A 26677-nucleotide genomic window follows, 5' to 3' on the forward strand; every position below is an offset into this window, starting at 1 on the left:
GGGCGTCGCGGTCAGCCGGTCTCGTCAGGAAAGTGCGTGGGGACCAGCCGTGCGCAAGCGACCAAGGCCTTGGCGGCACCCGCGTGCAGCAAGAGCGTGGTCAGCGAGCCCTGCAGCGACACCTGACGCAGGGCGACGGCCATCACCGGATCGAGCGCACCGCGCACGATACGCTTCCACACGGCGTACGGCGCCCGCAGGACGAACGGCGCGGTGACCCCCGACGGATCGACGACGCGCGCGTCGGTGCAGGTGCCCCGCTCCAGCATGAACTGGACCGCCGTGTCGGCGTGATAGTCGAACTGGGGCGCCGCCTCGAGCACCAGCGCGATGGGCCACGTCCATCCGACGGCTGCGGCCCGGTACGCCGCATTGCCGTTGATGGCGTTGCGCAGGGCATCAGCCCAGGTCTGCGTGAAGGGGCGGAGAAGGGTCACGGCGGGATTTCTTTGCGGCGCCGTTGATCGCCCGAAGCACCGTTGTGCCCGCGACGATCGCGCCGGCGATCAAGTAGATGTAGAACGAGTAGAATCGCCACCAGACCAGCGCGCCGGCAAGTTCCGACGGACCGAGCACGTTTCGCAGGCCGACGGCGAAGGCGAACTCCACCGCGCCGCCGCCCGCCGGCGCCGGCGCGAGGGCGCCGCCGTACAGCAGCAGGAGAGGCCAGACGATGAGCGGCGTCCAGGGAGCGGAAACCCCGCTGCCGAGCACGATGACGGGCAACATGGCGATCCGCAGCGCCACGTGCGCCATGGACAGCGCGAAGGCGACGAGCATCGCACCGGGGCGCGCCCGTCGCAGTCCGTCCATGCCGGTGCGCACATGCCGCAGCGCGCGGCGAATCGCGCGCCAGCGACCGGCATGAATGCCGAGCAGGCGCAGCCAGCGAGGCGGCGGGCCAATGGTGCGTCGGCTCGCGATCACGAACGCCGCCACGGCAACACCGATGAGGAACAGTGCGTAACCGCCAATGACGCCAATCATGCCGCCTGCCAACGCCCCGCTCTCGGTGAAGACGGCGAGGATCGCGCAAACGACCACGAGCGACACTAACTCGAGCGCGAGCTCGAAAAAGAGAATGAGCAAGGCGGGGCCGGTGGACACGCCGCCTTCCGCGAGCATCAGGAACCGCGCCGGCTCGGCGCCGGCGCGCGATGGCGTGATGGAGGCGCCAAAGTCACCGCCGACGCTGACGCGGAACGCCGTCATCCAGCGCAGTGGAATGCGCAGCGCCTTGGCTCCCCACTGCACCTTGGTCGCCCTCGCGAGCACCTCGAAGGCGAAGACGAGAAACGCCGCCACGTGCACATACCACGGGAGCACCGGCGTGTTCCCGTCATGCCGCCAGCCACGCCAGACCACCGCCGTCGACATGGCGATGGCGGCGAAGAACGACAGCGCGACCAGCAGCCAGCGCTTGCGGCTCACCGGGCGCGGGCGAGTTCGAGCAGCGGAATGCGGCGCGCACCGGGATACGGCACCGCCTCTCCCTTGATCGTACGCCAGAGGACGCGGTTGAAGAGGTCTTCGTCCGCAATGTCCTCGAAGCGCAGGTCAAGCCGGGCCGACTCGCGGGCCTCCCGCGTGTTGGGCCGGTTGACTTCATCGAAGTTGATGCCAGGCACGATGGCCACGTACGGGCGCAAATCGGGGTCCTTGCGCCAGATCTCGCGCAGCGGCTGGCCGAAGTAGTCGAACTGGCTCAGCGAGCCGAGCCCCAAAATCTCCTCGATCGTCAGGAGCACATCGGTCGTGTTCGCGAACCGGTGAATCACGCCGCCCGCCGAGTAGGGCGATATGACGAACAGCGGCGACCGGTGCGAGTCGACGTGGTCGGGGCCATTCTGCGCGTCGTCTTCGAGCACGAAGACCACGGTGTTCTTCCAGAAAGGCGACGAGGAGAGCGCCTCGACGACACGGCCCAACGCGAGATCGTTGTCTGCAACGTGTGCCCGCGGCGTCGGCGCCCCGGCACGCGCGCCCGACGTATGATCGTTGGGCAGGCGCATGATCTGCAGGCGCGGCATGCTGCCACGCTTGACCCACCCGGTAAACTCGCCGAGCCAGGCGTCGACGCGTCGCTGATCGCGGATCTCGAGGTCGTACGAGGGATAGGTGGGACTCGTATGCGCGCGAAGGAAGGGCTTGTTCCCCTTGTAGCCCGTGGGCATCGGGTCGTCGCGGTCGACGTTTGCCGGAATCACGAACTCGCCGAAGTTGCGGAACGAGATGCCGGCGCGCTGCGCGAGATTCCACAGATATCCATTCGCGGGTTCGGCGACGTCGTCGTCGTTCTCGGGCACCCGTCCGCGGTTCGTCCCTTCCCAGTCGTAGGTCCGCCCCCGGCTGGAGTAGTTGGACGGCACGGTCTTCTGCAGGTAGTCGGTGGTGTACGCCGCCATGGACCAGTTATGCCCGTCCGGGCTGACCTCCGCGTTCACGAGGAAGCGATCGAAGAGGCCAAACCGTTCAGCCAGTGCGTGATGGTTGGGCGAGACGGCGCGCGGGAAGAACGTGAGCGACGTATCCCCGTCACCCTGCGGCAGGTCGCCGAGCACCTGGTCGTAGGTGCGGTTCTCCTTGATGATGTAGATCACGTGCTCCAGGGGCGGGTACGAGAACTTCTCGCGCGGCCCCCCCCAGCGATTCGCCCGCGCCACGCGCGCCGACAACGGCCCCAAGCCGACCACGTCCGCGCGTGCCACCAGCGACGTGACCAATGAACCCGTGGTCTGGCCGAGTGTGTATTGGGTCTTGTCAAAGCCGGCGTCATCACGCCCGCGTCCTGGACGCGGACCTTCCCGGTTCGGTCCCGTTCCGTGCCCCTTCCCGGTCAGCGTGAGCAGGGAATCACCGCGCACGATGACGGCGGTCGGATACCATTCCACGGGGACGCGGCCTGCCACGGTATCCGCGCCAGTGGCATCTGGCACGCCGGCGGTTTCCGAGGCCAGATCGATCAACGCCACGGCATTGTTGTCGGCCTCGGCCACGAACAGGCGACGACCATCATCGGAAAGCGCGAGCGCGTTGGGTGTCGAGCCCTCACCAGGTCCGCCCGGTGGCGTGACGACAATGCTGGTGATCAGGCGACGCCGGCGAGGGTCCAGCACCGTGATGCGATCCGTGGAACCGGAGGCGACGAAGAGTCGGCTGCCGTCGCGATTGAGCAGCAGGGCCGACGGATGCCGCCCGCCGCTCATGCGTCCTGCCGGGGCGAGCCCATCGAGAGTCGGCGTGAAGGCGGCGACCGTCGAGCCACCCCACGATGACACATACACCCTGCCTTGGGCATCAACGACGACCGCATACGGGTAGCGCTCGACACCGAGCCGCTGCACGACGCTCGCGGTGGCCAGGTCCACCACGGCCAGTGAATCGGTGAGGTTCTCGGCGACATACAGGCGCGCGCCGTCGGGCGAGAGCGCGATGCCGGCTGGATAGCGCTTGCCGTTCTTTCCCGGCGCCTTTGGCTCGATGACGATCGAGTCCGTGAGCGTAGCCCGGCCGTCGGCCCAGGCATAGCGGTAGACGACATCCTGATTGCCGCCGCTCGCATATAGCGTGCGACCGTCGGGTGAGAATGTGAGACCCAGGAAGGCCGCCGCCTGCGGCAGCGTCTGCAGAATGCGACCTGAGGTCCGGTCCACGACCTGCACGCCCTGCTCCCGCCAGCCGTTGAGCAGAACCACGACTTCACGACCGCTCGGCGACAGCGTCATGGCCAGCGGCATGGAGCCGACGGGCCACACCGTGCCGTTCGGGTCGAGTACCCGGCCGGTTGGAAGCCGCCGGGGCCCCTCATCCAACGTCGTGGATGTGGGCTTCGAGTTCGGCGTCGGGGTGCAAGCCGAGAGAACGGCCAGCGAGAGTACGAGAGCGAAGGGGCGCATTACGGGCAGACGGGAGACGGGAGACGGGAGACGGGGGACGGAAGACGGTCAGGGGCCGGCGAGGGTCTACTTGCTGGCACCCAAGCTGATGAACACCACCTTGCCGTCGTTGAACAGCGGGACCGCTACGCGTTGACGCTTCGGATCGTAGCCGATGTCCGCCGGACTCGGCAGTCCCTTGAGGAGTGTCGTCGAGGTGCCGTTGGCGAAGACGCTGAGCGAGGAGTCGGCCCAACTCGTATACAGCGCGCGGCCGTCAGGCAGCACTTCAAGGCCATCGCCGGCACCAGCGCCCACACCCACTGAGTCGGCGGTGGCCATCCCGGGCTTCCAACTGAAGAAGTTCGCACTGGCAAACGCATTCACGAGAAAACGATGATTTGCGGCGTCGTAGGCGATGCCGTTCGGGCCCGGCGCTCCGGCGAACCCTGCCACCGCCTTGTACTGGCGGCCGATTACCCGCACGATGCGATCCGGTCCCGGGTGGGTCATCTGCCCCTTCTCGTCAAACCGGACGCCGGTGTCGGTGATGTAGACCGATCCGTCGGGGCCGGCAACGACATCGTTGAGGAACGCCGAGTCCTTGATCTCGATGGAGGCAAGCGGTGCACCGGTCCTGGTATTGAAGGCGCGCACGGCGGTGATGTCGGCCACCCAGAGCGTATCACCGACAATGGCCATCCCCTTGGGGGCGTTGAGCGTGACCCCTTTCTTGCCGCCCTCGATGAACGGCGTCGAGTCCATGGCGGCGCCATCGGCCGTCAGGCGCACGATGAAGCCGTTGCCGTCGACCTGCGAAGGGTTGCCGTTGATGTTGGTGACGAACCAGAGATCCTGCGCGGCGTCATACCGGACCGACTCAGGGACTTTCATGCCGGCCGCTTCGCCGATGCGCTGCGGCCCAGTAGGCGCTGCCTGCTCGGCGGCGGGCTTCTGATCCGGCTTGGCACATCCCGTGGCGAGCACGGCGGACAAAATGAGAATGCGGGTGGAGGTTTTCATGGTGGGCGGCCCGTGGTGGTTTTCGTGGGGGACTCTCGCCTCGGATGGCGCGAGTGGCCAACTTTACTGAATGTACGAGGTCCGGCCAGCGTGTGCTGTCACGCGCCGGCGCTGCCCCGCCCGACTTTGTGAGGACTCCCCATGCTGCTGTTCTCCCGCCGGATGATTGCCGCACCCCTGTTGCTCCTGCTGCCGGCCGTGCTCGCCGCGCAGTCCTTCGATTCCACCACCTTTGCGGCATTGCGTTGGCGTGAGATCGGGCCATATCGCGGCGGCCGATCCGTGGCCGTCGCCGGTTCGGCGAAGCGCCCATACGAGTACTGGATGGGGACCACCGGCAGTGGCGTGTTCAAGACCACGGACGGTGGGATGAGCTGGCAGCCGGCAACGGACAGGTTCTTCGGCGGCACGGTGGGCGCCCTGGCCGTGTCGGAGTCGAATCCCGACATCGTCTGGTCGGCGGGCGGTGAAGGGGACATTCGTGGCAACACGGCACCCGGCGATGGCGTCTGGGTGACCAGGGACGCCGGCAAGAGCTGGTCTCGCATCACGTACTTCGACGTCAAGAATCATGCTCGCCGGATCATCGTCCATCCCACGAACCCGGACATCGTCTGGATCGGCGTCCTCGGCCATGCCTTCGGGGCCAACGAGCAGCGCGGGGTCTTCAAGACGACCGATGGCGGCGTGACGTGGCACAAGGTGCTGTATCGCGACGCCAACACGGGCATTTCGGACATGGCCATCGACCCGAATGACCCGAACGTGCTGTACGCCGCATTCTGGCATGCATACCGAACGCCATGGTCGATGAATTCCGGCGGTCCGGGCGGCGGCATCTTCAAGAGCACCGATGGCGGCGAGACGTGGACGGAGCTGACGTCCAACCCCGGACTGCCCAAGGGCGTGCTCGGGAAGATCGGGCTCACGGTCTCGGGTGGAAAGTCGAATCGCCTCTGGGCGCTGATCGAGGCGGATGAAGGCGGGGTGTACCGCTCGGATGATGGCGGTGCCACGTGGACCAAGCTGAATGACGAGCGCAAGCTGCGGCAGCGCGCCTGGTACTACTCGCGCATGGTGGCCGATCCCAGGGACTCCAATGTCGTGTATGCGCTGAACGTGCAGTGGTTCCGGTCGCGTGACGGGGGCAAGACGTTCCCGCAGAACATGCCGGTGCCCCACGGCGACAACCACGACCTGTGGATCGCGCCCAACGACCCGAACCGAATGATCGAGGCGAACGACGGCGGGGCCAACGTGTCGTTCAACGGCGGGCGCGCGTGGACGAACCAGGCGTATGCCACCGCCCAGATGTACCACGTGACCACCACGAATCACTTCCCGTACCAGGTGTGCGGTGCACAGCAGGACAACAGCACGCTGTGCGGGCCGTCGCGCAAGGAAGGCGGCATGACGATCGCCGACTTCAAGGATGCAGGCGGTGGCGAGTCGGGATACATCGCCTCGAATCCAGTGAAGCCGGACATCATCTTTGCCGGCAGCTACGGTGGCCTGTTGACGCGCAAGGACCTGAGTACCGGGCTCGAGCGCAACGTCAGCCCGTGGCCGGACAACCCGATGGGTTATTCCTCGGAAGACATCCAGTACCGCTTCCAGTGGACGTTCCCGATTATTTTCTCGCCGCACAACCCGAACATCCTGTACGCGGCGGGGTCGCAGCTCTTCAAGACGACGACGGAAGGCGAGAGCTGGACGATCATCTCACCACCACTCGCGCGCCGTGACCCGAAGACGATGGGTGCGTCGGGCGGCCCGATCACGAAGGACCAGACCGGCGTCGAGACGTATGGCGTGATCTTCGCGCTGAGCGAGTCGCCCATCACGCCGGGGCTGATCTGGGCAGGAACGGATGACGGCCTGGTGTGGATCACGCGCGACGGCGGGGCGCACTGGACGAACGTGACGCCCAGGGACATCGGCGACTTCACGCGCGTCTCGCTCATTGACGCGGGCCACTTCAATGCCGGCACGGCGTACCTGGCCGCGAACCGCTATCAACAGAATGACTTTGCGCCGATCCTCTACAAGACGAATGACTTCGGCAAGACGTGGACCAGAATGGTGACCGGTATTCCGGGCGACGAGTTCACGCGTGCCATTCGTGAAGACCCCAAGAAGGCAGGCTTGCTGTACGCGAGCACCGAGAAGGGCGTCTGGGTTTCCTTTGACGACGGTGCCCACTGGCAGTCGCTGCGCCGCAACATGCCCTCCGTGCCGGTGCACGACCTGGTCATCAAGGACAACGACCTCGTGCTGGGAACGCACGGCCGGTCGTTCTGGATCATGGATGATATCTCACCGTTGCGGCAGCTCGCCGCCGCGGTGACCGAGAAGAAGGCGCACCTCTACAAGCCGTCGGACGCGTATCGCATCGACTGGGGCGGTGGCTTCCGCATTCCAGGGGCGGGGTACGGCGGCGAGACGCCGACCGGCCAGAATCCGCCGTCGGGCGCGGTGATCTACTATCAGCTGAAGGAACCCGGCACACGCGTAACGCTCGAGTTCCTCGATGCGAAGGGGAACCTGATCAAGACCTTCACCAGCGACTCGGTGGCTGCTCCGGCGCCGGCCGCCGGTGGGGAAGGCGAAGGGGGCCGCGGCGGCCCGCCAAGGCCGCAGCGCGTGGCCAACAAGGCGGGGCTCAACCAGTTCAACTGGAACCTGCGCTATCCCGACGCCACACGGTTCGATGGCATGATCTTCTGGGCTGGCAATGTCACCGGGCCGCTTGCCCTTCCCGGCACGTACACCGTGCGCATGACGGCCGGCGGCGAAATGCAGGCACAGACCTTCACGGTCAAGGCCGACCCGCGGTTCAAGGTGCCGATGGCGGATCTTGTGGCCCAGTTCGACTTCCTCATCCAGGTGCGGGACAAGGTGAGCGAAGCCAACGAAGCCGTGGTCACCGCGCGCGATGTAAAGGCGCAGGTGAATGACCGCCTGAAGCAGGCGCCGCAGCTTGGCGATCAGGGCAAGGCGCTCAAAGGCAAGGTGACCACCGTGGAGGGCGAGATCTACCAGATCAAGAACCAGAGTTCGCAGGATCCGCTGAACTACCCGATCAAGCTGAACAACAAGATTGCTGCGTTGCTCGGTATGGCCGGGTCCTCACCGGGCCGTCCGCCGGCCCAGGCCATGCAGGTCTTCAAGGAACTGAATGGCAAGCTCGACGTGCAGACCAAGCGCATGGAGAAGGTCTATGCGGAGGATCTCAAGGGCTTCAATGAACAGCTCAAGAAGCTGGGGCTGCCGGAAGTGACGCCCAAGAAGAAGGCGCCGAAGGTGGCCGCTGACTGAGGTGGCGCCAAGGTCCGGATGTGCGAAGGGAGCGGCCGAGGCCGCTCCCTTCGTTGTTTTCGCCTGCCTACCTGGCGCCCTTTCGCTTCGCGGGCGCGCCGACCTTGAACTGATCCTCGAGTATCACCCAGGCGTTGATGTCCTTGCGCGCTCGCACCACTGCGCTGTACTGCCCGCGTTCAATCACCGAATCCTTGGGCGAACGCCTGAGCACCATTTGGTAGATGCCGCTGTCCGCGAGCGTCGAGTCGTCCATGATCCGCTGGCCATGCGAGATGCGCTGGAAGTCGGCAAGCGACTTGGAGCGCGCGTAGGTGATGAGGTGATGAACGACCTCGGTGCTGCCGCGGACAGTGGAGTCGGGGGCATGCAGCACGGCGTTGAGCGCATACAGCTGGCTCAGCATCCGGCTATCCTGGTTGATCATGGTGGCCGTGACGAGCGCATAGAGCGCGGAAATGGCCCGCATGCGTTCACGATCATCGGCGGGAATCAGCGGGGACTTCCTGGTGGTATCCGGCGCGTCGCTCGCAAGCCGGGGAAGATTCAGCGGCACGCTGACGACGGCAGGATCGGTCGCCGGTGCCTTCGGGTCAGCGGCAGGCGCATCCTGCCGCGCGGGTGCGCCGCAGGCAACGAGACCCGCGGCGGTAATGACAAGAAACAGACTGCGCATGATGACTCTTTATGTGCGTGATGTGAGATCCGGGAAATCGGGGGGCATTGCCACCGCCATGCCCATGGCGTTGTACCCCTTGTCCACGTAAGTGGTTGATCCCGTGATGCCACTGCTCAACGGCGAGCAGAGAAACGCGGCGGCGTAGGCGACCTCGGTGGCGGTCAGCACTTCGGGAAGGGGTGAGTTGAGCTTGTAATAATCGACGAGCGTCTCGACGATCCCGATGGCGCTGGCAGCCCGCGATGCCATGGGTCCCGCCGAAATGGTATTCACGCGAATGCCAAACCGCCGGCCCGCCTCGAAGGCCAGCGTGCGCGTATCGCTTTCGAGCGCGCCCTTGGCCGTCGACATGCCACCGCCATATCCGGGGATGACCCGCTGGCCGGCGAGATATGAGAGCGAGATCACCGCCCCTTCGCGTCGCATCAGCGGGCCGAGGTACGACAGCATCGACACGAGCGAGTACGACGAGATGCTCAGCGCCGTGAGGTAACCGGCCCGACTGGTGTCGAGCAGTTGCTTCTTCACTTCGGGGCCATTCGCCAGCGAGTGCACAAGAATATCGAGCGACTGTTCGCCGTAGTCGGCCTGGTATTGCCTGGCGAGGCCTTCAATGGAGAAGTCACCGAGGTCCCGATACCGCTTGTTCTCGCGCACCTCTTGCGGGACGTCAGCCATCGTGTCGTACGCGGCGTCCAACGGGTAGATGTGCTCGAAGGTGAGCATGGAGCCATCGGAGAGCGTGCGCGACTCATCGAGCTTGCCGCGCTCGAGGAGGTTCCGGAAAATGTTCAGCGCCGGCGGCCACGTGGCCACGGTGATGCTGGCGCCAGCCTCGGCCAGCGCCTTGGCAATGGCGAAGCCAAAACCATTGTCATCCGACACACCGGCGACGAGCGCCCGCTTCCCGCGAAGATCGATGTTCAGCATGAAGGGAACACTAGGGGGGCTCGGCTATCCCTACAAGAGTTCGGTGACTTTCCTGACAAGCTCGAATGCATCGGCCACGTAGAGCACATCGGCCTTGCCCTGCGCCCAACCGCAGTTGGTGTCGAGGTTTATGGCGCGACGTTCGCCGATAAACCGCCACCCCACCACGTGCGGTTCCTCACCATGGCAGCAGGTGGAGAGCCCCTTGGGATGGCGGGGCGTCGAGCCGGTCTGCCCGACCTGGTTGAGATGGCTCATGAATGAGAAGACGTTCTGCCCTTCGCTGGACTGGTCCACGAGCGACTTGCTGCTGCCCAGCGACGCGTTGGCCTTGTCGAGGAAGCCGAGAATGGTCGTGGCGGCGTCGTCCAGATGCACCTGGCCGTCGCCCTGCTTCTTGGTCCAGCCCACACCGGCCACGAAGAGCAGCTTGGCGTCCGGACGAATGGTCTGGGCATTGGCCAGCGGTGCCTTGAAGCCGACCACTTTGGTTTTTCTCAATTCGTCGCCGACAGGGACAGTCAGCGACTGAATCGGCACGGTCGCCGTCGCGCCCTCCCACCGCGGGAAGACGCCGCCGTCCACAGTCAGGAACCAGGGACGCACGGTACGGCTGAGCGTGGCGATCATGCGCTGGCGATAATACCCGCGCTGAATCCGGAGTTCCGCGCCGTTCACGACAAATCCGCCCACATGCGTGTCGATGCGTCCGCCGAGCCGCTGCGCGACCCCGGGGAGCACGCGATTGAAGCGCGCGGTGGCAGGGGCCACGACGATGGTCGCCCCCGCCGCACGACAGATGGCGTCGAGCGCAGCAGCGTCCGTGGCATATCGGGACACGGCAAAGTCTGAACCCGCAACGGCATAGAAGGCACTGGCGCCACATCCGGACACCGCGGTGGCGGCAGCCGATACCTCGCCGCCGATGATTCCCACGGCGAAGGTGGCGGTGCTCATTTGCCGGTGGAGATCGGTCGCTCCGGACAGCGCCTCGAATGCCGCGCGCCCCAGTGAGCCGTCGTCTTCGGTATGCGCAAGAAACAGGATGGTTTCCATGATCGTCGCCCCTAGGCCTTGATCCATTCGGCGATTTCCTTCGCCATGTCGTCAAGCGGCACGTCCTTCACGATGCGCGTCTTGCGTTCCTGCCTGGGAAGCTCGACGCCCATGAAGGTGGTTCCCTGCGCGGCAAGCTTCACCGCCGGTGCCTTCTGCAGCGCGGGCATGATGGTGCGCATGTTCATCATGCCGACCTGCGGGTTGTTGGGCGGCTCGGGCAGGTTGCCGGTGGCCCACGCGATCGCACAGGGAGGACCCGACACCTCCGACACGAGATACTTTCCGCCCTCGACGCGCTCGAGCACGGTGAGCGTCCCATCCGCCGAGACGGTCAGTTCATCAGCCGAGAGGAACTGGTCGGCGATAGCGAGCCGTTCGCCCACCATCTGTACCGTGGTGCCCGCATCACGCGACGCCGAGGCGCAACCGCCGAACAGGAGCAGGCGCGACCGGTCGAGGGCGGGAATCCTCTCGATGGCGCCCGCGAGCGCCTCGGCGACCTCGAAGGAATCGGTGAAGCCGCTCGCCGAGCCGTCCACCGCCACCAGTTCGAAGGGGACCTTCTGCGCGATGCTCATCATGAGCTGGTGCAGCTTGGCCTTCGGGCCGAGGCTGACAAGCCAGACCTTGCTGCCGGGGTGCCTGGAGGCGAGGTGCGCCGCTTCGAACAGCGCGTGCCCGGCCCACGGATCGAGCACGGCGGGAAGCATCAATTCGTTCTTGAGGGCGGGGCCAGTGGGGCCCTGCACCGGCTCCAGAGTCTGCAGGAGGTCCGGTACCAGGCTGCCAAGGACAACGACGTGAAAACCCGTGGACATCGCTTCGCGCTCCCTGTGGGGCGTTGGCTAGTTGATGGGCGAATGGAGGCCGCCCGACCCGGCGGCGAATCCAACGTTGCTGCGTTCCGGGTCGGCCGCATGCGGCTTGGAGCAGTTCCACATGCAGACGCCGCAATGAATGCACTTCTCCCGGTCGAAGAGCGGGATGCCGCCAGGACCCGGCATGATCGCCTGGCCTGAGCAGCCATCGATGCACACCTGCTCCCCGCACCCGGCGCACGTCGACGTGTTCAGGAAGGTTACGTGATCGGCGAAGCCGCCAGCAGCCTGCACCTTGCCGCCCATGAGCAGGGCGTCCTGATGCGAGACGAGCAGCGCGCCATCCAACTCGATCTTTGGCCAACCTGACCGATCCATCAGCGCATCGTGCACCGGCATGCCTGTTGCCTGGCACTGACGGCGGATGTCGCGCACTTCGGCGGGCGGGATGCGGTCTCCGAAGTACGCTTCGAGCGACGGGAGCCGGTCATGCGGCGGTTTCACCCGGCCCGGCATGTTGACGAGGCCGCGCGTCATCCCGGTGAGGCCCATGCCAATGAGTCCGCGCAGGAAGCCGGCGTTGAAACCGTCGCGCGCCTTCTCGGCGACCTTCGACTCGCGGTCCACCCAGCTCGCGCGGCGGCGCGCGACGTACGTGGCGTCGAGGTTCTCCCGGGTGAACGGCTTGTCCGCCTTGGCGAGTTTAATGACCGCTTCCGCGAGCTGCACGCCGGTGGCCCACGCTTCGTCCACCCCGGAACCGGTGAGCACATTCGTGCTCCCCGAGCCTTCACCGATGCGCGCGTAGCCATCGCCGACGAGATAGGGCTCGCCCCGCCGGCCGCTCTCCTGGAGCGTCCTCGCGCCCCACGAGCGCATCGTGCTCCCCTTGAGGTGCTTCCAGAGACGCGGGTGCGTCATCCAGTGCTGGAGATAGCGATAGGCCGTGCGCGCCGGGTTGTCGAACCACGACGGAATGAAGATGCCGGCCGACGCCATGCGGTCGGGGTGCACATAGAGGAAGCCGAAGATCTCGGGCTCGGGATAGCCGAACGTGTGCAGCACGGCGCCGGGTTCGAGATCGCAATCCGGCGCGAGCTCGACCACGGCCTTCATGCCGATGGCCCATTCCCGCTGGTGATGCCCCTCTGGGAAACCGAACCGCTGGTTGAGCTGCTGGCCGACAGGACCGATGGGACCGTCGCCAACGACGGTCAATGCGGCATGCACGTCCATGCCAGGCATGAACGCGCCCGTTGGCGTGCCATCCTTCTCGACGCCCTGATCGACGAGCCGCACGCCAATGACGCGATCGCCGTCATACAGCGGCTCGCGGACCGGCATTCCCGGCCAGATCTGCACCAGTCCCGATCCCATGAGCTGCGAGCCGACCCACTGATTCAACTGACCGAGCGAGAAGATCATCCCGTCGTGCTTCTGCAGGAACGGCGGAATCCACGGCAGCGCAATGGCATGATCAGTCCAGGGAAGCGCCCCTTTGAGCGCTCCAATCACCGCATCAAGCGCCCGCACGCCGGAGGATCGCCGGCTCGCGCCAATGGGATCCTGCAGGTAGAGCACCTCTTCACGCTTCACGAGCGTCGACATGGGAACTTCGGCCAGCTGCTCCGGCGTGAACGAGGCGCGAATGCTGCGCGCCGGTGTCACCACGCCGGAGACGCCGAAGGAAATGTCATCCGCACGTTCGTAGCAGAGCACCTGCAGCGGCATGCCGGGCATCACGCGGCTCTCGAGCAGGGTGTTACCCTGCTCGTCCACCAGCGCGCGCGACAAGGTCGTGAGGAATCCGCCCGTGGCCGGGCCGAATCCGACACAGACGATATCGGTTTCCATGGTGCTGCGCAGGTCGGTCATGAGCGCATCCCGCTATACCGGATAGTCCAGCACTTCGGGAATCATCACGTGCGCCAGCGATTCCGCCGCGCGATCCTTGGCGAGCTTCGACCCAGCGAGCGAGGCATCCACCTTGGTTCGCAGCGCAACGAACGGCGCGACGTCGCTGAACGCATCCGCGCCCGGCACGCTGCCCGGCGCCTCCGGCTCGGCTCGATAGCCAAAGACGAGTTCGGCGCAGATCCTGGTTGCCTCGCCCGCGGCCGTGGCGCAATGAATGTGCGTCAGGTCCGAGTAGAAGCTCACCAGGCCGTCGATGCCCTCGGCAAGGGCGGCGTTCTCGGGTCCCTTCTGCTTGAGCTCGATCACATCGAGCACCAGGTGGTACGTCGCAACCAACCAGGCCAGTGCATCAGCCAGCGGATAGGTGACGCCATGTCGCTGGTTGGAATAGAGATCGCGGCCGTGGGCATCCTTGGCCGACGAGAGATGCTCGCGCGACCAGAACCAGAGTTCCATGGCCGACGCCAGCGTGCCGGCGCCAAGCGTTGGATGCGCCCTGGCCACCTCGCGCAGGTGCGCAATCCACTGCTGGAACTGCTGCAGGAAGATCGGGCGCGACATCGTGACGGAGAGCTGGCGGCGCTGCACGACTTCGGGCCCTTCGTAAGTCGCCTCGAGCTGGCCATCGATCCACTTGGTGCCGAGGAAGCCGGGGCAGTCCTCGGTAATGCCGTAGCCGCCCATCATGCTGACGGCTTCGCGCATCATGTTCACGCCATGACCGGTGTTCCAGAGCTTGGCCGACGGAATCAGCACGCTCGACAGCGACTCGGTGACGATGAACTTGACCACGGCGTCGGCGTCGAGCGCGGCCAGACGCGCCGACTCTTCGGCCGTTGGCGACCGCTTGTACGCCAGCGCCACGTACTCCGCGGCGTCCTTCTCACGGGCGCGCAGCGCCTTGAGTTCGGCGCGTCCGCCCGCGATGCCCTGCTGGGCGAGCACCTGGGCCTTGGCCTTCTCGATGGCGTCGTACGTGTCCAGCAGGCGCGACGTCTCGAATCCGAGCGATGCGCCCGCCTCGCCCGCCGCCCAGACGTCGAGCAGGCGGTGCAGCGCATCTTCCTTCTGCTGCAGTCCCATGTCGAACCGCGGCGTCCCTTCGGTGATCCCCGCCGCGCCGCGGAACCGCCGCCGATGGTAGCGAATGACCGGCTCCACGGCGGAAAGAAGCTTCGCCGATGTCATGATGGCCGGCGTGGCGCGCGTGCGCGTGAACACGGCCTCGATGACATCGGCGTGGCTGTAGTTCGGGATGATGACGCCGTCCTTGACCGTGTACCCGCCGATGATGCGGCTGGCCGGCACCTGCAGGCTGAAGACCGGATCGCGCGTGGACGAGAGTTGGTGCGCGAGCTTCTTGGTGGGGATGCCGCGGTCCCACGTGCCCGGGTCGGTCTCCTCGAGGATGATCATGCAGCTGCCCTTGATCCTCGGATCGCCAGAATCCACGGCCGCTGTCACGAAGTTGGCCGAGCCCATGTTGGTGATGAAGCGACCGCGCTTGTCGACGTGCAGCAACGGCTCCTCACCATCTCGCCACTCGGTCACGCGCACGCGGCCGCTCAGGACGCCCGTGTCCACGCCCACGTACGGGATGGACTCCGTCAGCGCAAAGGCGCCGCGCCAGATCTTGCGATCCTCGCCCGGCTGGGGCGGCACGGAGGCCGACATGTACTTCTGCTTCTGCTCCGGGGTGCCGCGCTCGTGAATTGGCGCCAGGGCCAGTGTGTTGGCCATGCTCGAGGTGCCGGACCCGGCATCCACCCAGGCCAGCTCAAAGGCGAGCAGGCCGAGGACGAAGTTCTTGGGACCTTCGAGGAAACCGCCAAATTCGGGGTCGATCGACGCCGCCGTAATGCCCGCCACATCGAACTCGGTCAGCAGGGCCGCCTTGTCCTCGGTCCACTCGTGCGTATTTCGCGCGCCCTTGGCGACCGCCCGTGCCACCGGGCCACGGGCGACGGCGCGCGCCGACTGGACGACCATCTGGTAGTCGAATCGCTCGGCAAAGCGCCACATGATCTGCCGAACGTCGTCCCCGGGGAGCGTCTGCAGCAGCGCCGGCGGTTGATTCGACGAGCCGTCCTGATTCATGGTGCCGTTCCCTGTGTAATAAGTCCAAAGGCCGAATGCGACAGCCCGCGTGCCGGCGCCGCGAACGAGCGGCGCCGCAGCAGCGGCAGGCAGTACCTCGGGGGGCGGCAGCACCTCTGCTACGATGCGGCAGGAAAGATGCCCTCGGGGCACGCTCCGAGCCAGCGTTTTCGCGCGCCGGTTGCGCTTCCTTGTGGCACGACCGTGCCGCACCTTCCATCTGAATGCCCACACCGCTCGAACCCTCTGATCCGCCCCAGTGGCCACCGCCGGCTGGCCCGTCGGCCGGCGTCAGCTTTGCCCGCGGGCTCTGGCGTGTTGCGGCGGCGGACGTGTCGGCCGGCAATCACCCGGTGCTGCTGCGCGATGGGGCCGCGGCATTCGAGGCGATGCTGACGATGATGCAACAGGCGCGATATACGCTCGATCTCGAGTGCTACATCTTCCGCGGCGCCGACGAGGTGGGACAGCGGTTCGTGCAGGCCCTCATCGCCGCCGTCCAGCGCGGTGTTCGCGTCCGTCTGCTCGTGGACTGGATCGGCGGCCGTGGCACCCCACGGCGTGTCTGGAAGGTCCTGCGCGCGGGCGGCGTGAACGTTCGCATCTTCAGTCCCGTGGGATTGCGTGCCTGGCTCGGCCTGCTGCCGCGCGACCATCGCAAGGTGCTCGTAGCCGACGGCAAGGTGGGGATTACCGGGGGGATTGGCATCGGCGAGGAATGGCGCATGGGAGCCGTGGGCCCGAAGCGCCGTCCGTGGCGCGACACCGCCGTGCTGATCCAGGGCCCGGCCGCCGAGGCGATGGAACGCGCCTTTGACACCATGTGGCTGCGCGCGGTGGGGCAGGGCCCCACCCGCCGACAGCAGCGACGCATGGTGCGGGCGGCGCGCAATTCGTGGATGGATTTTGCCGATGCACCCCCGGCGCTCGTGGGCATCGTCGAAGGAGAGCCCGGGCGGTTTCGCATCTCGCGCGCGCTGGAAGTGCAGGCCGCCGCCGCACGCGAACGGCTGTGGATTGCCACCGCGTACTTCATTCCCGCCTTCGGCGTGGTGGAATCACTGAAAGGGGCGGCGCGGGACGGCGTCGACGTGCGCGTGCTCGTCCCCGGGAGCAACGACCATCCGTGGGTGAACAGCTACGCGGCCAGTTACTATTCGTCGCTGCTGCAGAACGGCGTGCGCATCTGGGAATGGCAAGGCGAGATGATGCACGCCAAGTCGACGGTGATGGACGGCGTGATCACCCGCATCGGTTCCACCGATTTCAACCCGCTCGGCGCGGCCATCAACTACGAACTCGACGCCATCATCGGCAGCCGGGAGTTCGGCACCCAGGCGGAGGAGATGTTCCTCTCCGATCTCGAGCATTCAAAGGAAGTGAAGCGGCAGCCGTCGCGGCTGTCGCGCGCGATCAAGGGTGCGCGGCGCGTCGCAGGCGGTCGTTGACACCGGCCCATTCGGGGCCATCGGGCGGCTCTTCAATGCACAGTACGTCGCACGCCGCGTCGTCGGCGGCATGCAACGCCGCGTAGAGGGCGTGCGCATAGCCCAGGGGATCGGCGGGCATCCGCTGCACGTGCGCGGCGCCCGCGGCGTCGGCGACGACAACCATCGCGCCGACGCGCCGTCCGTTGCCTGCCTCGCGCGCGATCACGGCGCCAACGTCGGCCGGCGCCGCCAGCACGACGCGCGCCCGCGGGGCATAGTGCCGATCGATCATCCCGGGCGACACGCGGGCTTCGGTGGCATGGGTGGCAGGCGCGGGATCGCGCAGCGGGACGCCGAGTTCCCGTTCGAGGTCGGTGCGCGAGAGGATCCCCGGGCGCAGCAGCACCGGGATGTCCCCGGAGAGGTCGACCACCGTGCTCTCGATGCCAACCGATGACGGCCCGCCGTCGAGAATCATGTCCACGCGATCACCGAGGCCGCGCGCCACATGATCGGCGGTCGTGGGACTCACTTCCGTGAAGCGGTTGGCGCTGGGCGCCGCGATGGGACAGTCGGCGGCCGTGATCAGCGCGAGCGCCACGGGATGCGCCGGCATCCGCACGGCCACGGTGTCGCGGCCCGCGGTGAGCGCCAGCGGCACGTGCGGCGCGCGAGGCAGCACCATGGTCAGCGGGCCGGGCCAGAAGCGCGCGGCAAGCCGCGCCGCCGCCTGCGGCCACTGCGTGACGAGTGACTTCGCGTGTTCGATGCTCGCCACGTGCGCGATGATCGGGTTGTAGGACGGCCGCCCCTTGGCGGTGAAGATGCCGAGCACCGCCCGTTCACTCAGCGCATCGGCGCCGAGTCCGTAGACCGTTTCGGTGGGAAAGGCCACGAGGCCACCGCGCCGGATCACCGCCGCAGCGGCCGAAATGATCTCCAGCGACGGATGCTCGGGATCAACGGCGTGCCGGATCACGAACGACTGGCCACGCGCGCGCACTCGGCGAGCACGGCGGCGCCGATGAAGAGCGCTTCCTCCGCCGCATGGAAACGCGGCGAGTGCGCTGCCGTGCGTTCGCCATGGGGCTCGCGGGCGCCGATGCGCAGGAAGCAGCCGGGGATCTGCTCGAGGTAGAAGGCAAAATCCTCGCCGCCCATGTTGGTGGTGCCAAGCGGGACGATGGCGTCCGCGCCCAGCACGCGCGCCGCAGCTTCCGCGGCCCAGCGCGCGCCATCCGGCGAGTTGACGACCGGCGGTGTGCGATGTCCCCACGCAATCGTGGCTTCAAGCCGGTACGCGGCGGCGACACCGAAGGCGAGCCGGTCCACCTCGCCGACAATCAGGTCACGCGAAGCCGCCGTGGTGGCGCGTACGGTGCCCTGTAGCGCGGCGGTCTCGGGAATGATGTTGGGTGCAGAGCCCGCGTGGAGCATCCCGACCGTTACGACACCGGGCTGCGCCGGGTCGAGCCGGCGCGACACGATGGTCTGCAGGGCGGTGACGAGCGCGGCGAGTCCGACCACCGGGTCGGCCGATTCGTGCGGACGCGCCCCATGGGCGCCCGTTCCCGCGAGCGTGATGGTGAACGTATCGGTGGAGGCGGCCAGCGGCCCCGGTTGGGCGCAGACCTGGCCGACCTCGAAGCGGCGATCCACATGGCCGCCAAAGATGGCCTGCACGCCCTGCAGCGCACCGCTCTCGAGCACTCGCGACGCGCCCGCGCCGACCTCCTCCGCCGGTTGCAGCACGATGATCACGTCGCCAGCGGCAGGCGCGCGGTGCAGCAGCAGCGCGGCGCCGATGGCCCAGGCGGCGTGCACATCATGGCCGCAGGCATGCATCACGCCCTCGTGACGGGAGGCATACGGCAGGCCGGTCGCTTCCTGGATCGGCAGCGCGTCAATGTCGCCGCGCAGCGCGATGACCGGCGCGCCCGGAACCGTCCCCGGCACGCGCGCCACCAACCCCGTGCCGGCGATCCGTCGCACCTCGGCGATGCCGATGTGGTGCAGCGCATCCTCGAGCCGCGCCTGGGTGCGGACTTCCTTCCACGAAAGTTCCGGGTGCGCGTGCAGGTCGCGGCGCAACTCGACGAGCAGCGCGGCATCCGCCTCGGTGAAGAGCGCACGCACGGCTCCGGGGACGTTCACGCTCATGCCGGGGCCCTCATCGTCGCCCGGCGCACCGTCAGCGCGTCAATGCGGTCGATATCGACATCCACCCCAATGCCCGGCCGGTCGAGCGGAACCGCCATGGTGCCATCGGCGGCCATCGTCCACTCCGGCGTGACGATGTCCTGCGCCCAGTACCGGCGGCTCGGCGACAGGTCGCCGGGAAGGGTGAAGTTGGGGAGCGAGGCCAGCGCCACGTTGTAGGCGCGCCCGATGCCGCTCTCCAGCATGCCGCCGCACCAGACCGGGATGCCCTGACGCTGGCAGTAGTTGTGAATGGAAATCGAGGTGTGGAATCCGCCGACCCGCCCCGGCTTGATGTTGATGATGCGTCCCGCGCCCAGCGTCACCATGTCCTGCGCCCGCTCGAGCGACGTGATGGACTCATCGAGGCAGATGGCCGTCTTCAGCCGCCGCTGCAGGTCCGCATGCCGCACGAGGTCATCGTGCGCGAGCGGCTGCTCGATCATCATCAGGTCGAGTGCGTCGAACTCGGCCAGGACCGCGGCATCGGCGAGCGTGTACGCATTGTTGGCATCGGCCATCAGTTCGGCGCTCGGGAGCGCCTCACGCGCCGCGCGCACGAACGCCACGTCGCGGCCGGGCTCGACCTTGATCTTCACCTTCTGGTAGCCCTCGGCGATGGCCGCGCACGCCTTGTCGGCGAGCGCCTGCGGCGATGCCTGGATGCCCAGCGAGATGCCGACGGCGATGCGTTCCCGGACGCCGCCGATGAGCTGGGCGAGCGGGACGCCCGCCTGCGCGGCGGCAACGCCCCAGAGGCCCATCTCCACCGCGGCCTTCGCCATCTGGTGCCCGCGGAAGTCGCGCTCGAACAGCGCGTGCGCGTCGGCCGGCTTGTCGATGCGCACGCCAAGCACGCGCGGCGCCACGTACGCCTCGATGGCCAGCCAGGCGGTGTCGATGGTCTCCGACGAGTAGTTGGGCCACTCGCCGGCGACGCACTCGCTCCACGCTACGGCGCCGCTCGCGTCGTGAAGCTCGAGCAGGCAAATGCGGCGCTCGGAGACGGACCCCGAGGAAATGCGGAACGGTTCGCGCAGCGGGAGACGGATCTCGCGCAGCGTGAGGCGGTCGAGGCGGATCATGTCAGGGGCCTCGTGAGCACGTAGGACCCGTCGCCATCCGGCGCCGGGTGGAAGGAGCTGATTTGGTAGCCAAGTGCGAAATAATGCATAAACGCCGCGTGCGAATGGCGGCGGTACGCCGCGGCCGCGGCCGGGTCGGTCGCCAGCAGCGCGGGGAAATCGCGCGGGATGTCCACGCGCACGGCGGGGGCATCGAGCCAGGTGGCGGGCGGCGGCGCGCCGGGCCCGCCAGCGGCCAGTGGCAGGCTCGCCAGCGTCGGCGCATCGTCCGCCCGCGCCGCGAGGCGGCGGGCGATCATGACGTGGTCGAGTTCCCATGCCGCCACGAACCGGTCGGTCGGGAGCGGCCCCATCTGGGAGCTATCGGTGACGCCGTACATGTTCTCGACGAACTCGTCGACGCGCGCGCCCAGCTTGTTGAGGTTCAGGTGGGAGTTGCGCGAGACGAGCGGATCCCAGGTCCAGTAGATGACCCGGACGCCCATCTCCTCGCAGCGGGCGCGCTGCCAGGCCTTGAGTCGCGCGCCGATTCCCGTGCCGCGCAGTTCGGGGACGACGGCCAGCATGTCGCTCCAGTGGGCGAGCACGCCGTGGCGGATGCCGGTGAGGCCGAAGACGAACGCCACGAGACGTCCCGATTGGTCGAAGGCGCCGGCGGTGATGCCCCCCACCTTGGGACCCACCTGCAGGATGGCCGGCGGGACGAGTTCACTGAAGTCGGCCCCCCACGTCGCCTCCTGCAAGGCGACGCACTGGCGGCGATCCTCGTGGGAAACGAGGTCGCGAATCTGCAGCCCGGCAGGGGGCGCGGCCGCGGCGGTGTCCATATCCTTAATCTGATGCGACATCACGACCTTTACCAACGTGCGTGGCGACACGTCACGAACTCAGCGGCCACGGCCCTCCGGGTTTCGGCGGCCTTGGGGGCTGGGGTCGCCATCGCCGGGGCGCAAGCGACGATCGCCCCGCCGGCGCCAGCCGCCGCGGGGCCGGCGACGCACGCGCCGTCTCCTGTAACGTGGAAGGATGCCCGGCTGCTCGGCGCCTTCACGCTCGCATCCGTCCTCGTGATGCCGGCGGACCGCGACGGCCAGCGATTGATGCAACGGCGGTGGGTGCAGGAATCGCCGTTGTTCTCGCACGGGGCCGACCTCTTCAATGCGTACGGCAGCCCTGGGGTCATCGCCGGTTCGGCCGTGCTCTATGCGGCCGGCTGGGCGACCGGGCGTTCGAACGTTGCGCGCTTGGGGATGCGCGCCGGCGAGGCCGTCGTGCTGAGCGGCATCGTCACCGGGGGGATCAAGGGTTTCGCCGGGCGGGCGCGGCCATTTGCGAGCCCGGGAGAGCCCGGCAATTTTCGCCTGCTCTCGGGCGTGCATGACGCCACGCGGCAGTCGTTTCCGTCCGGACACACGACCGCGGCATTCGCGTTCGCGAGCGCCGCATCGCGCGAACTGCGAATGTCGCATCCCTCCACCACACGCTGGGCCGCGCCGGCGCTGTACACGGCGGCCGCACTCACCGGTCTGGCGCGGATGCATGCCGACAAGCACTGGGCCAGCGACGTCATCCTCGGCGCCGGGATCGGCGTGGTGAGCGGCCGAGTGATTGCGCGCTACCACGCCGATCGCCCCGGCAACTGGCTCGACCGGCACCTGCTGCCGCGCGACCCGCGATGAGCACCAACGGCATCTTCATCACCGCGGAACTGGTGGGACCCGTTGGGGAGCGCCTGCGCGAACTGCAGCGCCGATTCGACCCGAAGCTCGCGAACGAACTGCCGCCACACATCACGCTGCTCGGATCATCCGGAGCCGGCCCCATCCGCGCCGACACGCCGAAGGAGGAATTGCGTGCCGCGCTCACGCCGGTTGGCGCGGAAACGCGACCGCTGCACCTGCGGTTCGAGGTGCCGTACCGTTTCATCGGACGCGAGATCGTGGTGCTTCCCGTCGACCCACACGGCCCCATTCGGGCGCTGCATGAGCGGCTGAAAGGGACCGGGCTATCGTATGAACTGGCGCGCTATCCGTTCACGCCACACTGCACGCTCAGTTTCTATCCCACGCTCACGCCCGACAACGTACGCGCCCTGATGGCGGTGCGCGTGGATGAGCCCTTTGTGATCGACACGCTGCGCGTGTATCACACCCGTGCGCCGCAAGCCCCGGTGCACCTGCTCGATATTGCGCTGACCGGCAGCGCCTGACCGCCGCCGGACGGCATTTGCCGTCCCATCGCAAGTCGTCGCGGTCTACGGACGTTCAGGTGGCGGGGACTCGCTCACCGGCAGGTCGGTACGCAGGCGCTGCACGAACGCCCCGGCATGTCCCCAGAAATGCGCGCTGTCATTCAGGAATGCGCGCATATGCCCGCCCTTGAGTTCCACCCACTCCTTGGGGGCGCTGGCCGCCGCGAACAGGCGCTGACCGTGCGCGTAGGGGACGATGCGGTCGTCGCTCGCGTGCATGATCAGCTTGGGCACGGCGACGCGGGCGATCTTGTCGAGATTGTCGAAGCGCTGCGACGCGATCAGGCGCACGGGAAACCACGGATACATCGCGGCGCCGATGTCGGGCGCGGACGTGAAGGCCCCTTCGATGATCAGGCCGCCCGCCTGCACGTGCAGGGCCAGTTCGGTGGCGACGCCGGATCCCAACGAATGCCCGTAGATGATGATGCGTGCCGCCGGAATGCCGCGCGTGACGCGCAGCCAGTCGTACGCGGCGCGGGCATCCGCGTACGTCCCCTGCTCGTCGGGCGCGCGCGATTCGCTCTCGCCAAAGCCGCGGTAATCGATGGCCAGGATGTTGAGGCCCAGCGCATGCCACCGCTTGTAGAACTGGGGAAGCACCGACGACGTGACGTTGCCGGCATTGCCGTGCAGGTAGAGCAGCCACTGGGCCGCCGTGTCCGTGGCGGGAATGACGAGGCCCGTGATCTTTGCGCCGTCGCCGCTCGTCAGCGTCAATCGGTTCGATACGAGGCCGAGCGAATCGGGGAGCGGCAGCACCGTGCGCCCGCCAAATGCCTCGGGCTGGAAGACCATGCGCTTCTCGTTCGCCATCAGGTACACGATCGGCGTGGTGTAGCCCACGCCGGCGAGCACGGCGACCGCAACGACGCCGCGGCGCACGGCCCTGGTCATCACATCGCCTTCTTGATGGCCGCGTCGAGATCCTGTTGCGCACCGAGCCCGGTGTAGACCACCACCCCCGCCTTGTTCACGACGACCACGAAGCCGGTGGCCGGCACTTCATACGCGTCCACCGCCTTGCCGCGCCGGTCGAAGAAGTGGGTCATCCTGGGCGAGTGCTTTGCGGCAAACGCCTGCACCGCACGCGGGCTCTGGTTCACGCTCACCGCGACGCCCACGAACGTGACCTTGCCGGCGTACTTCTGCTGTGCGGCCTGCATTGCCGGCTCCATCGCCTTGCAGGTGGGGCACCATGTGGCCCAGAACTGGATGAGCACGGGACCCTTGCCGAGCACGGAGGAGAGATCCGCCGCCTGCCCGCTGAGCGTCTCAACCGCGGCGGCGGGCGCCTTGGAGCCCACCTCAATGCCGCTATCCTGTGCCCGTGCCTGTGCCCCCGGCGCGAGGAGCGCAACAATCGCCGCCATCACCAATCCCCACCGCGCCCCGTAGTTCAAAACCATCCCTGACCTGCCTTGATGAGGTAGTACTCGGCCGCACCGATCATCGCGAAAGCGAAGAGCCGCTTGACCCAGAGCATCCATGCGCCAGCGCGCGGCAGTCGGCTGACCGAGCCGCTGAAGAGGCCGACGATGACGAGCAGGGTGCACATGCCGAGCGAGAACGCGAACAGATAGGTAAACCCCAGGGCCGCGGACTTCGTTCGCGACACCCAGGTGAGGACCGCGGCCATCACCGGGGCAGAGCACGGCGCCGCCACGAGCCCTGAGGCGGCGCCCATCAGGAAGGCCCCGCCGACACGACCGCTCTCCCCCACCGTGGCGGACCTGGCCGTGACGGCGGCCGGCAGGCGGACGGGAATGACGTCGAGCATCGCCAACGCGGCGAGCAGGAGCAGGTTGGCCATTCCGAAGAGGAGCCAGGGGTTGGCACTGACCGACCCAAACAGCGTCCCCGAAAGTCCCGCGAGCAATCCGAGGAGCGAATAGACCAGCGCGAGACCGATAACGTACGACAGGGTGAGGAGGACGACCCGCTTTCGACCGTTCTCCGTGCCTGTGCCCGTGCCGCCGACGATCGCGGCGGTAATGGGAATCATCGGGTAGATGCACGGCGTGAGGCTGGTCAGCACCCCGGCGGCAAAGAGCACCGGAATGGCGGTAACGGGGCTCTGGGAGAGGCGATCGGCGATGCCGGAGAAGTCCACGGTGCGGACGGAAGAAGTGTGTGGTGCAGGGGCACGGGCACAGTGAGGTGCAAAGTGCAGGGAACGACCCCTCCCCGTACGGTAGCTTCGTTGGGTGACGTTTGGCGAGCGGGGGTGGGTTATTCTTCATGATTACCCCCGCACCCCCTTTAGCGAGCGTTCGACCGTGGCCCCACAGTTCATCTATGTAATGAAAGGACTGCGCAAGGTGGTTCCCCCACAGCGCATCATCCTCGACGATATCTGGCTGTCGTTCTACCCCGGCGCGAAGATCGGCGTCATCGGCCCCAATGGTTCCGGCAAGTCGTCGCTGCTGAAGATCATGGCCGGCCTCGACAACGAGTTTCAGGGCGAGGCGTGGCCGCACAAGGGGACGAAGATCGGCTACCTGCCGCAGGAACCGCAGCTCGACGAGACGCTCGACGTGCGCGGCAATGTCGAACTGGCCCTCCAGGAACAGCGCGCCAAGCTCGACCGGTTCAATGCCATCGCCATGGAGTTCGCGGAACCCATGGACGACGACAAGATGAACGCGCTGCTCGACGAGCAGGGGAAGCTGCAGGAATACATCGACCACCACGACCTGTGGAACCTCGACAACAAGATCGAGGTGGCCATGGACGCGCTGCGCCTGCCGCCTCCGGATGCCGATGTGAAGGTGCTGTCCGGCGGCGAGAAGCGCCGTGTGGCGCTCTGCCGCATCCTGCTGGAAGAGCCCGACATGCTGCTGCTCGACGAACCCACCAACCACCTGGACGCCGAGTCGGTGGCGTGGCTGGAGCATCACCTCGAGCGCTTCCCCGGGACGGTGGTGGCCATCACGCACGACCGCTACTTCCTGGACAACGTGGCCAAGTGGATTCTCGAGCTCGACCGCGGCCGCGGCGTGCCGTACGAGGGGAACTACAGCGGCTGGCTGGAACAGAAGCGCGCCCGCCTGGCGATCGAGGAGAAGCAGGCCGGACAGCGACAGAAGACGCTCGAGAAGGAACTCGAGTGGGTGCGCATGTCGCCCAAGGCGCGGCAGGCCAAGAACAAGGCGCGCCTGCAGAACTACGAAGAGATGTTGAGCGAGGCGCAGCAGGAAAAAATCACGCAGAACGAAATTGTCATTCCGCCGGCGCCGCGGTTGGGCAACGACGTGGTGATCGCCAAGAAGCTCAAGAAGGGATACGGCGACAAGCTGCTCTTCGAGGATTTGTCGTTTGACCTGCCGCGCGCGGGCATCGTGGGGATCATCGGGCCCAACGGCGCCGGCAAGACGACGTTGTTCCGGATGGTCAACGCCGTTGAGAAGCCTGATGCGGGCGAGCTGAAGATTGGTGAGACCGTCCAGATCTCGTATCAGGATCAGGACCGCACTCTCGAAGGCAAGCGTACCGTCTGGGACGAGATGACCGGCGGCCGCGAGATGCTCCAAGTGGGCAAGAAGGAGATCAACTCACGCGGCTACTGCTCGGCGTTCGGCTTCAAGGGGGCCGACCAGCAGAAGCTCGTGGCCAACCTTTCCGGCGGCGAACGGAACCGCCTGCACCTCGCCAAGACGCTGATGCAGGGCGGCAACCTGCTGCTGCTCGACGAACCCACCAACGATCTCGACGTCGACACGCTGCGCGCGCTGGAAGAGGCGGTGCTCGACTTCAGTGGCTGCGCGGTGATCATCTCACACGATCGCTGGTTCCTGGATCGTGTGGCGACGCACATCCTCGCCTTCGAGGGTGAGTCGGAGGCCGTCTGGTTCGAGGGGAACTTCCAGGCGTACATCGAGGACCTGAAGAAGCGGAAGGGTCCCGACGCCGACCAGCCGCACCGGATCAAGTACAAGAAGCTGGTGCGGTAGGCCGCCGGCAACGGAAATGTCCGTGGTGGCAATGCCTGTGCAT

Annotated in this window: 22 protein-coding genes; 5 read left to right on the plus strand and 17 right to left on the minus strand. The window is 67.0% G+C overall.

Annotated elements, in window-relative coordinates:
* Positions 1–11: 11 nt before the first annotated feature.
* From VGJ96_11100 to VGJ96_11115, 4 genes are all read right to left on the minus strand, one after another.
* Positions 12–437 (minus strand): hypothetical protein, encoded by a 426-nt coding sequence (locus VGJ96_11100; GenBank protein HEY3287650.1) that lies wholly within the window; start codon positions 435–437, stop codon positions 12–14.
* On the minus strand, positions 400–1431 hold the full coding sequence (locus VGJ96_11105) for a lysylphosphatidylglycerol synthase transmembrane domain-containing protein (protein HEY3287651.1): 1032 nt from the start codon (positions 1429–1431) through the stop codon (positions 400–402). Before VGJ96_11105 ends, VGJ96_11100 begins: the two co-directional genes overlap by 38 nt.
* Positions 1428–3896, minus strand: coding sequence for an alkaline phosphatase family protein (locus VGJ96_11110; GenBank protein ID HEY3287652.1), 2469 nt, complete (start codon positions 3894–3896; stop codon positions 1428–1430). Before VGJ96_11110 ends, VGJ96_11105 begins: the two co-directional genes overlap by 4 nt.
* A gap of 66 nt (positions 3897–3962) precedes the next feature.
* Positions 3963–4898, minus strand: a complete 936-nt coding sequence (locus VGJ96_11115) for a hypothetical protein (GenBank protein ID HEY3287653.1) — start codon at positions 4896–4898, stop codon at positions 3963–3965.
* Between the two features lie 141 nt (positions 4899–5039).
* Here VGJ96_11115 and VGJ96_11120 point away from each other — a divergent pair, with 141 nt between their 5' ends.
* Complete coding sequence (locus tag VGJ96_11120) at positions 5040–8216, plus strand: glycosyl hydrolase (protein ID HEY3287654.1); 3177 nt, start codon at positions 5040–5042, stop codon at positions 8214–8216.
* A gap of 67 nt (positions 8217–8283) precedes the next feature.
* Here the strand turns inward: VGJ96_11120 and VGJ96_11125 are convergent, their stop codons facing one another.
* Genes VGJ96_11125 through VGJ96_11150 form a run of 6 tightly spaced genes read right to left on the minus strand, consistent with a single transcriptional unit; the run spans position 8284 to position 15716 of the window.
* Positions 8284–8892, minus strand: a complete 609-nt coding sequence (locus VGJ96_11125) for a hypothetical protein (GenBank protein HEY3287655.1) — start codon at positions 8890–8892, stop codon at positions 8284–8286.
* A gap of 9 nt (positions 8893–8901) precedes the next feature.
* Complete coding sequence (locus tag VGJ96_11130) at positions 8902–9825, minus strand: enoyl-[acyl-carrier-protein] reductase (GenBank protein HEY3287656.1); 924 nt, start codon at positions 9823–9825, stop codon at positions 8902–8904.
* 30 nt (positions 9826–9855) lie between these two features.
* Positions 9856–10881, minus strand: a complete 1026-nt coding sequence (locus VGJ96_11135) for a hypothetical protein (protein ID HEY3287657.1) — start codon at positions 10879–10881, stop codon at positions 9856–9858.
* A gap of 11 nt (positions 10882–10892) precedes the next feature.
* Positions 10893–11702 (minus strand): hypothetical protein, encoded by an 810-nt coding sequence (locus tag VGJ96_11140; protein ID HEY3287658.1) that lies wholly within the window; start codon positions 11700–11702, stop codon positions 10893–10895.
* Positions 11703–11729: 27 nt separating this feature from the next.
* The gene (locus VGJ96_11145) at positions 11730–13577 is read right to left on the minus strand and encodes a hypothetical protein (protein ID HEY3287659.1); all 1848 of its coding nucleotides are present in this window, start codon (positions 13575–13577) and stop codon (positions 11730–11732) included.
* Positions 13578–13589: 12 nt separating this feature from the next.
* Positions 13590–15716, minus strand: a complete 2127-nt coding sequence (locus VGJ96_11150; GenBank protein HEY3287660.1) for an acyl-CoA dehydrogenase family protein — start codon at positions 15714–15716, stop codon at positions 13590–13592.
* A gap of 224 nt (positions 15717–15940) precedes the next feature.
* Here VGJ96_11150 and VGJ96_11155 point away from each other — a divergent pair, with 224 nt between their 5' ends.
* Complete coding sequence (locus VGJ96_11155; GenBank protein ID HEY3287661.1) at positions 15941–17164, plus strand: phospholipase D-like domain-containing protein; 1224 nt, start codon at positions 15941–15943, stop codon at positions 17162–17164.
* On the opposite strand, the gene VGJ96_11160 is transcribed toward VGJ96_11155, so the two are convergent.
* Genes VGJ96_11160 through VGJ96_11175 form a run of 4 tightly spaced genes read right to left on the minus strand, consistent with a single transcriptional unit; the run spans position 17130 to position 21257 of the window.
* Positions 17130–18149: an L-threonylcarbamoyladenylate synthase gene (locus VGJ96_11160; GenBank protein ID HEY3287662.1), complete on the minus strand. Its 1020-nt coding sequence runs from the start codon at positions 18147–18149 to the stop codon at positions 17130–17132. The genes VGJ96_11155 and VGJ96_11160 overlap by 35 nt on opposite strands.
* Positions 18122–19306 carry a M20 family metallopeptidase gene (locus VGJ96_11165; protein ID HEY3287663.1) on the minus strand — a complete coding sequence of 395 codons (1185 nt, stop codon included), beginning with the start codon at positions 19304–19306 and terminating at the stop codon, positions 18122–18124. The genes VGJ96_11160 and VGJ96_11165 overlap by 28 nt, the downstream gene beginning before the upstream one ends.
* On the minus strand, positions 19303–20430 hold the full coding sequence (menC, locus tag VGJ96_11170; protein HEY3287664.1) for an o-succinylbenzoate synthase: 1128 nt from the start codon (positions 20428–20430) through the stop codon (positions 19303–19305). Before menC ends, VGJ96_11165 begins: the two co-directional genes overlap by 4 nt.
* Entirely contained in the window at positions 20427–21257 is an 831-nt protein-coding gene (locus VGJ96_11175; protein HEY3287665.1) for a hypothetical protein, read from the minus strand. Before VGJ96_11175 ends, menC begins: the two co-directional genes overlap by 4 nt.
* Positions 21258–21350: 93 nt before the next feature.
* Here VGJ96_11175 and VGJ96_11180 point away from each other — a divergent pair, with 93 nt between their 5' ends.
* Together VGJ96_11180 and VGJ96_11185 are read left to right on the plus strand one after the other, a co-directional pair.
* A complete protein-coding gene (locus VGJ96_11180) occupies positions 21351–22109 on the plus strand; it encodes a phosphatase PAP2 family protein (protein ID HEY3287666.1) in 759 nt (252 codons plus the stop codon).
* Positions 22106–22639: a 2'-5' RNA ligase family protein gene (locus VGJ96_11185; GenBank protein ID HEY3287667.1), complete on the plus strand. Its 534-nt coding sequence runs from the start codon at positions 22106–22108 to the stop codon at positions 22637–22639. The genes VGJ96_11180 and VGJ96_11185 overlap by 4 nt, the downstream gene beginning before the upstream one ends.
* Before the next feature lie 45 nt (positions 22640–22684).
* Here the strand turns inward: VGJ96_11185 and VGJ96_11190 are convergent, their stop codons facing one another.
* The 3 genes from VGJ96_11190 to VGJ96_11200 are packed head-to-tail and all read right to left on the minus strand — an operon-like array spanning position 22685 to position 24794.
* Positions 22685–23578, minus strand: a complete 894-nt coding sequence (locus VGJ96_11190) for an alpha/beta hydrolase (GenBank protein ID HEY3287668.1) — start codon at positions 23576–23578, stop codon at positions 22685–22687.
* The gene (locus VGJ96_11195) at positions 23578–24090 is read right to left on the minus strand and encodes a TlpA disulfide reductase family protein (GenBank protein ID HEY3287669.1); all 513 of its coding nucleotides are present in this window, start codon (positions 24088–24090) and stop codon (positions 23578–23580) included. The genes VGJ96_11190 and VGJ96_11195 overlap by 1 nt, the downstream gene beginning before the upstream one ends.
* Entirely contained in the window at positions 24081–24794 is a 714-nt protein-coding gene (locus VGJ96_11200) for a cytochrome c biogenesis protein CcdA (protein ID HEY3287670.1), read from the minus strand. Before VGJ96_11200 ends, VGJ96_11195 begins: the two co-directional genes overlap by 10 nt.
* 166 nt (positions 24795–24960) lie before the next feature.
* Here VGJ96_11200 and ettA point away from each other — a divergent pair, with 166 nt between their 5' ends.
* Entirely contained in the window at positions 24961–26634 is a 1674-nt protein-coding gene (gene ettA, locus VGJ96_11205; GenBank protein ID HEY3287671.1) for an energy-dependent translational throttle protein EttA, read from the plus strand.
* The last annotated feature ends 43 nt before the right edge of the window (positions 26635–26677 follow it).

Source organism: Gemmatimonadaceae bacterium, assembly GCA_036504815.1.
In the GTDB taxonomy this organism is placed as follows: Bacteria; Gemmatimonadota; Gemmatimonadetes; order Gemmatimonadales; family Gemmatimonadaceae; genus PNKL01.